The sequence below is a fragment of the Luedemannella helvata genome (assembly GCF_039528415.1).
Classification (GTDB): domain Bacteria; phylum Actinomycetota; class Actinomycetes; order Mycobacteriales; family Micromonosporaceae; genus Luedemannella; species Luedemannella helvata.
Genome location: NZ_BAAALS010000058.1, coordinates 1 through 9,081, shown reverse-complemented (window position 1 = coordinate 9,081; position 9,081 = coordinate 1). Strand labels below are relative to the sequence as shown.

Here is a 9,081-nt window from a genome sequence, read left to right as displayed (position 1 = left end):
TCCGGGAAACGGACCTGGAGCAATCCAGGCACCGCGCCCGGGCCCGACCCAACACCAACGGCACCCTCATGCTGCACCGCCGCCTGGTCCGCGAATACGAAAGCCGCCCGGAATCGAGCGTGTCACGCACCCTGTGGGCCTCGACCGCGAACCTGATCCGCAGACTGACCGGGACCAGTACACCGTCCTGGCGCGATCCGACGTGAACACCACGACGATCCTGGAGCTGATCGACGCCCGGCAGCGGGCGGCGACCGCGGCCGCGGCGGACCTGCGCGAGCACATCGCCAAGCTCACCAGCGAGCTCGCCACGGTCGAGGCTGAACTAGCGGACCTGCAGATCACCCGGCAGACGCTGAAGACCATCACCCGTGCCGAGTTGACCGCCGCCGCCCCGACCATCTCCAGCGAGCCCTACCAGCAGATCATCGCCGTCTTCGATCCCGACGGTGGCGGCCTACGCGCCCGCGACGTCTGCCAGGCCCTCGGCATCGGCGTCGCCCCGAAGGACACCGAAGGCATGCGAGCAAAGCTCAAACGCCTCGTCACCCGCCAGGTCCTCACCGAACCCGAACCGGGCCTGTTCACCCTCACTCCGAAACGGACATAGCCTCACGGACCGGCCTCTCAGCAGTCCCTGAAGGCCCGCAGCACCCGACGAGTGGTGCATGCCCTCCCCGCCCCAAACGTCAGCAAGGGCCGAAGGTTGGCCGCGTCTTCGACGAATGCCTGCTCTCCGAGGATCAAGGACACTAGCCCCTCACGGCTGCCACGCTTCTGTCCCTCTCCTACCGCGTACATATGAGCTTTGGACAACTGCGCGCGTTCGCCGTCGGTGATCGCCCCGTGCGCGCGGGCCGCCGCAATACGGCCTTCGAACAGATCTGGTCCAAACGGCCGTAGACCCGCCTCAAAGATCATGTTCCGTTCGTGGTCAAGCAGGCGGGTGCAGTGATATGCCCGGAGCCGATGCCCTGCCAGCACCTGTCTGATTTGATCATCGGCGCCTTCTGGAACGACAAGATCGTTAATGTCGTCCACATCGCCGACGCCGCCGGGATAATAGGCCTCCAACAGCTCACACAACACGTCCGGCCACGTCTCGCGCCGCTCCACGTCAATGACATCGTGCAACTTCGCAGCAACCCGGCCGAGATCGACCGCCTCCCCCTGCGCCAAATTCGCCCCTCCTGGTCGAGCACAACGACAAACACAGTTGCCGGCACTCCACCGAGTCGGTGGCCAGCAGACCGCCCGAGGAGTCTGCCCATCGGGGCGATCGACCTCATGGCTTCCGAGGGCTGCCGCCATATGCCGCATCGTGATGGATCGTGCGCCCTCGTATAGCCCTCATAACGATCAAGGGCACTTACCCAACTAACTGGATAAGTGCCCTTGACCTGCGTACTTCTTTGTAGCGGGGCTAGGATTTGAACCTAGGACCTCTGGGTTATGAGCAGTCGTTAGGCAGTCTCGACCGTTGCCGTAGGTGCCAGACGCCACAGGCTGACCAGCACGCGCCGTGGCCGACGTCTCATGCATGTCCATCGATCAACACCAACCACGCCGGATCTCGGTTACCACTCGGGTTACCAAATTCCGGCCGGTCGCCCGGCTAAAACACCGGGCGGTCGGGTGTGACGCAACCCTGCCGGCGTGACGGATGCGCCCGGGTCGTGCGGTGACGCATCCCCCTCGACGAACGCGAGCGGTGACGTTTGGCCGGAGCTCGTCCGCGGCTGTTGCGTCACGTCCCGGGCGCAAACGTCACTTGAGTAAGGACCAGCGGCGACGGGATGCGCCCAGGGCGCCGCTCACCCCGCAGGCCAGTGTTTCAGCCATCGGATTACCGGCCCTGCGACCGGCGGGCCGCGCTGCTGCGATCAGCGTCCAGCATGTCTCGCCACGCGCCGGGGCCGGTCTCCATAAGTCGAGCGACGAAGGCGCGAGCGTCAGCCTCCGTCTCGAAGTCCCTGCGCGTGCTGCGGTGCGAGTCGGCGTCGCCGCGTCGTGCATCCACGCGCCATATCGTGATCTTCCGAAGCGAGATGTCGGCACGCGCGATCCGGCCCCACGACCCGTTCCACCAGCGCCCGACCCTCTCGATCATGGACCGAAGTCTAGGCGAACGCTTGTTCTAACGGCAGCCCGATCCGGCACCAAGGTTGATCAATGTTCCTGGCCCCCCAAGCGATCTAGGGGGACACCTCATGGCCCGATGTCCCCCTAGATCAAGTATATTTGCCCAGCTCAGCACCAATCGGGGGACACCGGGGACACGGGGGACACAGCGGGCCGCCTCGCCAGCGAGCCGGCAGACGAAGGTCGATTCGTCCACCACGACACAGCGTAGGTTCATTTCTGGCTATCAACCCGGACGACGCCAGCGGGCTCGCTACGTCGTTCCCGACGCTCGGCCTTACAGTCTCAGCAGGCACTTGGCACCGGCGGCTGAGCGTGCTCGTCAGAGCCGCTGACTGGAGGGGTTGGGACGGCGGATGGAGATCCGAACGGAGAGCCAGGCGGCGCCTGTCGCGGACGCCGTCGAGGCAAAGGTGGCCATAATGCGCCCCATCCTTGCCTCAGTTCTCCACTCACTGAGCGGTGAGGTAGTCCAAGCCTTCGGATACGCGCAGAGCAACAAGTCAAGAGGATCGCTACCGCTTCACATCCTGGGTCGCCTTCGGGCCGAGGGTGACGGCGATGTCGGAATCGCCTTCGAGTATGCAATACACGCCGCAGCTCTAGGCCGCCAACCGGCCGTGATGGAACGCATCTCCGATGCATTAAAGTTTTGCAAGATTAGGCGTGGTGAACCCGAGTCAATCTTCTTCGCAATCGAAAAGAGCGGCTCCGAGCAAGTAATCAACACGCGAATGGAACTCATTACCGATACAAGTCTAGTGCTTTCCGGAACACAGGGCGCGCCAGTCAGGCTGAAGAGACATTTAGCGGGACTCGCAGCCGCGTTTCGTCGAAAAGAAACCCGGGATAACCTTCCCCAAAGCATACGAGGTCTCTGGAAAGCAGATTTGTTTCTCGGTTCTCCTGCACCGGATCATTGGGTGGGGACGACTGTAAAAATCAATCCCACACAGCTTGAAGGTGCTCGCGGCCTACGCATTGGGATTGTTCCTACGAAGTCGTCCAAGAGTGATGCAGTTCGGCTCGACAACAACAAGAATCTTGTAATCTGCCCGGTTCCGCATGACGGTAGCTACATGCAGGTCTTCTACGAGACGTGGCGCATTGCAAAAGCACTTATGCAAAGCGACTTTCACATGCCGGCAGAGGTTCTTTTACCGCGACCTGAGGATCGAGAGGTCGCCAGAGTATTTGTCGAACGACGCCATCATGCAATTTCCGATGTTATAGATGCGGTCGCCACGTTCGCACAACCCCACCTGCTGGAAACAACAGCAATCGAAGTGGACCAAGATTCGATCCGGACGGGCGCCCAGCCAGAGACCTCCGTCCTCGTCGTGCCAACTGCAATGACGATCGAGGCAGAATAGCTATGTGCGGCCGGCTGACCCAAAGGAGGGAGGATAATGTCCCAAGCTGTGCGATGGCCGGACATAGGTCCTGACGTCTTCGAAGACCTGTGTTCCGTCCTTATTAGCCGACTCCATCCGGAGGCACGCCGAATCGACGGCGCCGGTGGTGACGGCGGTCGCGATGTACAGATAGCGACCGCCAACGGTCCGGAAATCTTCGAAATGAAGAGCTTCACAGGCCGTGTCACCCCAGTCCGCAAACGGCAGATAGAGCGATCTCTGTCGCGCGCGGCAAAACACCTGCCGTCAGCATGGCGCCTGGTCGTTCCGATCGATCCGACCCCCGCCGAGGAACGTTGGTTCGACAGTCTTGCCGGGCAGTACAGCTTTCCGTGCGCATGGTACGGACGCACCTGGCTAGACGAGAAGCTCGCGGCCCATCAGGACATCGTTAGGTACTACCTGAACAGTGCAAGTGATGAGATCGTCCAAATCCTTCGCGAGTTATCAAAGGAGTCTGGAGCCCTATCCCGAGGTGTCCCCGACGCGCTAGATCGAATGAAGGTATTAGCCGCGCGGCTAAACGGGCTGGACCCGCACTACTCATTCGGTCTATCCGTGGACAAGGACGGGACGGCGGCTGTCACTATTTGGCCCAAGTATGCGGGAGCCGAACACGACCGACCAATTAAGGTCGACACCCTGTTCCAATTCCCCGATGACAACAAAGGCCGCGCGGCAGCCAAGGCATTTAAGGAGACCCTCGACTATGGCACGCCCATAACGCTGTCACCGGAATACGTGAAAAGAGTAGCGTTTCACTTGCCGGGCGGCCTGAGCGAATCCTTTGAAGGTGGCGAAATTCGGATTGGCCAATCGGAAAGTTTGACGGCAGACGAGTTCTCCGCCCAGCTAAGGATTATTGATGAGAACGGAAGGTCGAGAGCGCAAATCCCGCTTCGCGGCCGACCTAGGAACAGCGGAAGACGCGGCGCCGAGGTCGAGCTTGCAGACGCCACAGGCACCATTGCGGCACGAATGCGATTTGACATCGAGACCCGACAAGTGAACTTTCAGTTCACGTTTAAACTACCGGATGGAATGCTACCCGCCGCCATGCTTCCGGCTTTGCAATTCATGGAACTTTATAGACCGCCGAACTCAGTCGTCGTACTATTGAACGATCAAGAGGTCTCTGCACCCGTCCGCATCGATGCGCCCCGTGATTCGTCGCTGGAGGCCACGTTGAAACTGGTCAAGGCACTCGACGAAATCCAACGAATCACCGGCATTTATTTCCCCATGCCTGACGAACTCAGCTCCGAAGAACTGAAAGATATATTCATTGCGCGCAGGCTCCTCGCCGGTGAGACCGTAATGGGAACATGGGATACCATGACCATCACCAGCACCGTCGGTGCACTGAGTTCTCTGCAGGCAAGCATTGCGCGGGGCGCAAATCAACTGATGGCGGAAGCGGAAATGACGCTTCATATAGCCGGACAAGACATCCCGCTCGGATCTACCCGGCGAGTGATGCCAAATGCATTCGTAGTCGAATGGCCGGAAATTACAAGCGACGACCCAGATGATCCCATCGACATCAAGTTCCGGCCTGGCCCTGACAACACTGTGTCGATGTCGCTTATCGGTGACAACGTCAGGGTTTCCAAGCAACGTTCTGAACCGCAGCGAATAACGTCCAGTTGACCTGGGCCAGTTCAACAGAGGTAATGGTGCGACGGTAAGACTCGATTCGCCGCCGCCAAGGAGGTATACGGTGGCGTACTGCGGGCAGACGGGCAGCACTCCAGCTCTGGTCGGTGGCTCTTAACCCTTGTCCGGAACGCGTCTACAGAGACTGTTCTGCAATTTGTATAGCCCGCGCCGCCTCGGCCACCGTCACATGATCAGTCCGAATTCGAAGGTGAAACACAACGCTCGGATGCGCGTCGAGGTCGTGCTTCGTCTCATCCCAGACAGTAAGGCGCGTTGCCGTATCACCGTCGCCTCGGGCTGCTGAGCGTTGGTCTGTTGTCTGCCGGTCGCACCACAACAGCACCCGGAGCCACTGGGCGGGGTACGCCTCAATGGCCATGAGGCCGTCAATCTGACCGATGTGAACCACCGGAACGCATCCGGCGCCGATCAGGGTGTCGAGCGAAGGCCGATCGATGCCGTAGACGTTGCCGTACCGGTCGTTGCGGTAGAGGATGTCGCCAGCCGCTTGCAAGCTGTTGAACTGCTCAGCCGCCACGATCCGGTAGCCCTGTGGTCGCCCTGCGCCTACCTTCAGTCGCCTGTACGGCACGAAGCGGCCGTCCAGCTTGACCAACTCCGCAGTCACGGTGTCTTTACCACTGGCTGGCGGGCCATAGAGAACTACGGCCCGACTCATACAGGCTCCCGACTGACGAGCGCCGCCACCAAGTCACGCGCTTGACGCTGGAGTGGAAGCCCAGACGCGCAGTTGTCGACCAACACGTACGGCTCTGCCGGCCGGAAGTCGACGTCGATGGTGTTCAGGTAGCTCGGCCAGTCCGCTAGCTTGGCAGCGTCGCGGGCGGCGCCTCGGTGGCGGATGTACATCTGCATGCTCTCGGCGTCGCAGTACACCCAAACGAGCGTGACCGTCGCGCCGACCGCAGTGAACGACGCATGCGTGCGCTCCACCCAGGCGGCGTCGCGGAACTCCTTGATGAACGGGGCCGCCACGACGGCGCTAGCGCCGCTGGCAGCGTTCTCGTGGGCAGCGGCCATGAGCCCTTCGTACTCGCGCGGTCTGATCAGGTTGTGGTACGCCTCGGACTCGCGATCGTTCGGCGACAGGCCTAGCACCTCAAGCGCCGCCTCAACAACCGGCCGCGTCATCGTGTCCTTGTCGAGAATGGCCCAGCCGGTCTCTCGCGCGAGGATGCGGCCGAGTTCCGACTTCCCGCTGCCTGCGTAGCCGCCGATCAGAACCATGTGTGGCGCCGGCGGCCGAAGCTTTTCCCGTGGCTGGTCGGGCGCCTGGACCACGCGCTTAGACCGCGACTTGCTAACGACTAGACCCTCTTCGGCGAGAAGCTTCATTGCCTCGGTGATCGTGAAGACGCTGACGTCCCATCGCTGAGCAAGTTCCCGGGTCGAGGGCAAAACTTCGCCGTCTCGCAGCACGCCAGCGTCGATGTCGTTTCGGATGTGTCGCGCGACCTGCTTGTGCAGCGCATCGGAGCGATCGAGAGCTGATCCGTCGGTCGGCATGCAGGGCACTCCTCAGTGCGCCAGAGGGGCAAGGCCCGAACAGCATACCAGCGACTAACAGTTGATATGGCAACTCACCTGCTCAGAGCCATGTCTCGGAGCGGGCCGAACCTAACAGTTGACATGATGAGCTAACAGTTGTTAGGGTACTTCCATCGCACAGCAGCCCGGGTCACCGGGCAACCACAAGAGCCCGACCAGTGATGACCCGGGCCAGCAATAAGCGATCAACACACAGGGGAAGCCGACTCGACCTCGGTCGATGACGCACACCCAAATGCAGTCCGATTCGCCCGTTTCGGGCGGGTCACCGAGGCAGCAAGGACGGGAACGGCGGCACAGGTTGCCGCACGCCATGACACCGCTGAGTCCGCTTGGACATTGATAACTACATCAGGGCCGCGCCTCCCTCCGAATGTGGCGCCGCGCACGGCGTAGCGTCCGTGCGCCATTCGTAGGCCCTGCTCGTAGGGGCTGTGCGTGGCCGGGCACCGCATGGTGTCCGGCCGCGCGTCAAGAGCGGCACACCTCACGAGGTCTGCCGCCATGCAAGACCACAGACCGCCTGACGCCGATCGGCGTGCGGTCTTCCTGTGTTTGCCGGTCCGGCGGTGCTGCCCTGATGGCCGCCGCCGGACCGGACGCCCAATCTCGCTGAACTCCGACCCGGAGGAGGGCCGATCCCGTGTCTTCGAACCTCGCCGCCGTTGTGCGGATCACGACCAAGCACCGCCACGTCTGGCGCCACTGCGCCGGCTGCGACGACCTCGCCGCCCTGGCCCCCGACCAGACGCACTGCCAGACCTGCACCACTCCCACGGCCAAGCCGCGCCGCGTAGCCGACTCCCGAAAGGACCCACCACCGATGATCACCCGTTCGCTGTCGGACAACGACGGTCCGACGCCCGCTGACCTCGCCGCGATCGAGTACGAGTGGCCGCTGATCGCAGCTGAGATGGACCTGGTCGCCGCTGAGATCGCCGTCCTGTGCGCCGACCGGCCGCTGACCGAGCTGGACTGGCGCCGGCTGCGCCGCGCCGAGCAGCGCGTCAGCCGCGAGGCCACCGCGTTCTACGGCGCCGCCACCGACATCGCGCGGCGGGCCGCGTGATGGCCGGGCACACGCCGGGCCTGGTCAACCTCACCGTCGTGGGCCTGCCCCGCGCGGTCGAGATCGCGCTACGCGAGATCTACACGGTGCTCGACGTCGAGCACGTCGGCGACCCGGTCGCCCCGCACCGATCGTCCCGGCTGGTGAGCGTGGCCGTAACCGCTCACGTCCTCATCCCCCGCCCCGATTCGGAGGTGACGCCGTGAACGGCGTTCGACTCGCCCGCAACCTGTCCGCCGCCGCCGTGGCCGGCATCGCCGCCTGGTCGTCCTACTCCCACATGGTCGGCGTCGCCCTGCACTACGGCGAACGTCCCGAGGTCGCCTACGTGCTGCCCGCGTCGGTGGACGGCATGCTCATCGTCGCGTCGGTGGCGATGGCCGACGACAAGCGCGACGGCCGCAAGGTCCGCACCTCGGCCCGCATCGCGTTCGCGGCCGGCGTCGTCGCGTCGCTGGCCGCCAACGTCGCGCACGCTGACGGCACGCTCGGCGCCCGCATCGTTGCTGCGTGGCCGGCAATCGCGCTGCTGCTCGTGGTCGAGATGCTGTCCCGGGCGGGCCGCATCGCCCGAACCGTCCAGGCGGTCACCGCCGCACAGACGGCCGGTGACGTTAGCCCGTCGACGGCGGGTGACGTTACGCCCGCGGTCGTCGTCGCGGGTGGTGACGTTAGCGCCCCGGGTTCATCCGTCACGCCGCAGGTCAAGGCACCGACGCAGCGGCGCACGACGCCGAAGCGTCAGCCGTCCGCCGCCGACAAGGTGGCCGCCGCTGTGGCGCGCAGCCCTCGCGCGAGCGACGCGACGATCGCGGGTCGGACGGGCCTGTCGGAGGCGACGGTGAAGCGTCACCGTCGACAGGCTGTCGACAGCGTGTCGACGCCCGAGCCCGCCCCGGCGCCGGTCCTTGAGCCGGTCGCCGCGTGAACACGGCCGCCGAACTCGCCGCGCTCCGCGAGGCCTTGACGGACCTCGCGACGTGGGCGAACGCGACCCTCAACCGCGAGTACACCGACCGGCAGTACATCGCCGAACACCTCCGCGACGCCGTCGAAGCGCTCGCCAACGGCGACGAGATCCCGTCGCCGCCGTACTGACTCCCCCGCTCATCTGACGGAAGGAACCCCCGATGAAGAAGCTTGCCGGTTTGGCGCTGCTCGCGCTGCTCGCCTTCTACGTCGTGTCCGACCCGCACGGCGCCGCCACAACGGCCCGGACCGTGTTCA

At 63.6% G+C, this 9,081-nt stretch carries 11 protein-coding genes and 1 pseudogene; 8 read left to right on the top strand and 4 right to left on the bottom strand.

Features of this window, described 5'->3' with window-relative positions; all coding sequences use genetic code 11:
- Nucleotides 1-206 (top strand): annotated as a pseudogene (locus ABD191_RS28170) (hypothetical protein); the annotation flags it as partial.
- Nucleotides 203-610, top strand: a complete 408-nt coding sequence (locus ABD191_RS28165) for a hypothetical protein (protein WP_344088755.1) — start codon at nt 203-205, stop codon at nt 608-610. The pseudogene ABD191_RS28170 and the gene ABD191_RS28165, both read left to right, overlap by 4 nt.
- Before the next feature lie 17 nt (nt 611-627).
- Here ABD191_RS28165 and ABD191_RS28160 read toward each other — a convergent pair whose 3' ends face one another.
- On the bottom strand, nt 628-1,179 hold the full coding sequence (locus ABD191_RS28160) for a hypothetical protein (RefSeq protein ID WP_344088753.1): 552 nt from the start codon (nt 1,177-1,179) through the stop codon (nt 628-630).
- A 667-nt stretch (nt 1,180-1,846) separates the two neighbouring features.
- Nucleotides 1,847-2,110 carry a hypothetical protein gene (locus tag ABD191_RS28155; protein ID WP_344088750.1) on the bottom strand — a complete coding sequence of 88 codons (264 nt, stop codon included), beginning with the start codon at nt 2,108-2,110 and terminating at the stop codon, nt 1,847-1,849.
- 388 nt (nt 2,111-2,498) lie between these two features.
- On the opposite strand from ABD191_RS28155, the gene ABD191_RS28150 reads away from it, so the two are divergent.
- Complete coding sequence (locus ABD191_RS28150; protein ID WP_344088747.1) at nt 2,499-3,515, top strand: hypothetical protein; 1,017 nt, start codon at nt 2,499-2,501, stop codon at nt 3,513-3,515.
- Between the two features lie 36 nt (nt 3,516-3,551).
- Nucleotides 3,552-5,207, top strand: coding sequence for a hypothetical protein (locus ABD191_RS28145; protein ID WP_344088744.1), 1,656 nt, complete (start codon nt 3,552-3,554; stop codon nt 5,205-5,207).
- A 142-nt stretch (nt 5,208-5,349) separates the two neighbouring features.
- Here ABD191_RS28145 and ABD191_RS28140 read toward each other — a convergent pair whose 3' ends face one another.
- The gene (locus ABD191_RS28140; RefSeq protein WP_344088741.1) at nt 5,350-5,844 is read right to left on the bottom strand and encodes a kinase; all 495 of its coding nucleotides are present in this window, start codon (nt 5,842-5,844) and stop codon (nt 5,350-5,352) included.
- A gap of 47 nt (nt 5,845-5,891) precedes the next feature.
- On the bottom strand, nt 5,892-6,743 hold the full coding sequence (locus ABD191_RS28135; protein ID WP_344088738.1) for a GntR family transcriptional regulator: 852 nt from the start codon (nt 6,741-6,743) through the stop codon (nt 5,892-5,894).
- A gap of 685 nt (nt 6,744-7,428) precedes the next feature.
- Here ABD191_RS28135 and ABD191_RS29370 point away from each other — a divergent pair.
- The 4 genes from ABD191_RS29370 to ABD191_RS28115 are packed head-to-tail and all read left to right on the top strand — an operon-like array spanning nt 7,429 to nt 8,952.
- A complete protein-coding gene (locus ABD191_RS29370; RefSeq protein WP_425560899.1) occupies nt 7,429-7,854 on the top strand; it encodes a DUF6284 family protein in 426 nt (141 codons plus the stop codon).
- Nucleotides 7,854-8,060, top strand: coding sequence for a hypothetical protein (locus ABD191_RS28125; protein ID WP_344088735.1), 207 nt, complete (start codon nt 7,854-7,856; stop codon nt 8,058-8,060). Before ABD191_RS29370 ends, ABD191_RS28125 begins: the two co-directional genes overlap by 1 nt.
- Nucleotides 8,057-8,782, top strand: coding sequence for a DUF2637 domain-containing protein (locus ABD191_RS28120; RefSeq protein WP_344088732.1), 726 nt, complete (start codon nt 8,057-8,059; stop codon nt 8,780-8,782). The genes ABD191_RS28125 and ABD191_RS28120 overlap by 4 nt, the downstream gene beginning before the upstream one ends.
- Nucleotides 8,779-8,952, top strand: a complete 174-nt coding sequence (locus ABD191_RS28115; RefSeq protein WP_344088729.1) for a hypothetical protein — start codon at nt 8,779-8,781, stop codon at nt 8,950-8,952. The genes ABD191_RS28120 and ABD191_RS28115 overlap by 4 nt, the downstream gene beginning before the upstream one ends.
- Nucleotides 8,953-9,081 lie beyond the last annotated feature (129 nt).

Excerpts from the sequence above, each read along its gene's own strand:
- ABD191_RS28155 (WP_344088750.1), bottom strand. The coding sequence starts at position 2,110 with ATGATCGAGAGGGTCGGGCGCTGGTGGAACGGGTCGTGGGGCCGGATC.
- ABD191_RS28145 (WP_344088744.1), top strand. The coding sequence starts at position 3,552 with ATGTCCCAAGCTGTGCGATGGCCGGACATAGGTCCTGACGTCTTCGAA.
- ABD191_RS28150 (WP_344088747.1), top strand. The coding sequence starts at position 2,499 with ATGGAGATCCGAACGGAGAGCCAGGCGGCGCCTGTCGCGGACGCCGTC.
- ABD191_RS28125 (WP_344088735.1), top strand. The coding sequence starts at position 7,854 with ATGGCCGGGCACACGCCGGGCCTGGTCAACCTCACCGTCGTGGGCCTG.
- ABD191_RS28135 (WP_344088738.1), bottom strand. The coding sequence starts at position 6,743 with ATGCCGACCGACGGATCAGCTCTCGATCGCTCCGATGCGCTGCACAAG.